At 66.0% G+C, this 427-nt stretch carries 1 pseudogene; it reads right to left on the reverse strand.

What is annotated here, in order from left to right:
- Positions 1 to 204: 204 nt before the first annotated feature.
- Positions 205 to 427: pseudogene (locus ASG05_RS16685) on the reverse strand (hypothetical protein); the annotation flags it as partial.

Here is a 427-nt window from a genome sequence, read left to right on the forward strand (position 1 = left end):
TCGGCGCGGCGGGCGTCGGTCGAGCTCATGACTCGACCCTAGCAAGGTTTCGGCGACCCGAAACTTGCTTGTCGACGTGTCTCAATCCTGGCTGGTGCCGAAAAACCCGGTGTCGAACCATGAACCCAGAAGAAACGGGGTTCATGGTTCGAAACCGGGTTCGAGGCCGATCCGGCACGTGCCGGATCGAGCCGCGGAGGAGTGCTACTCCGTCGCGGCGGTGATCTTCGCGACGCCGACGAGCATCTCGTCCTGGACGGCGTCGGTGTCGAAGGTCTGGTTCAGCAGCTCGGCGGCGTCGGGGCTGACGTGCACCGTCGTGCCCTCGAGCACGGCGTTGCCGTCGACGACCTCGAGCGGCTTCAGCGTGCCGCCCCAGAGGTTGAACAGGTAGGCGTCTTCGGCGGCGACCTGGCCGTTGGCGGTG

Origin of the sequence: Frigoribacterium sp. Leaf186, assembly GCF_001423905.1 — a bacterium.
Classification (GTDB): Bacteria; Actinomycetota; Actinomycetes; order Actinomycetales; family Microbacteriaceae; genus Frigoribacterium.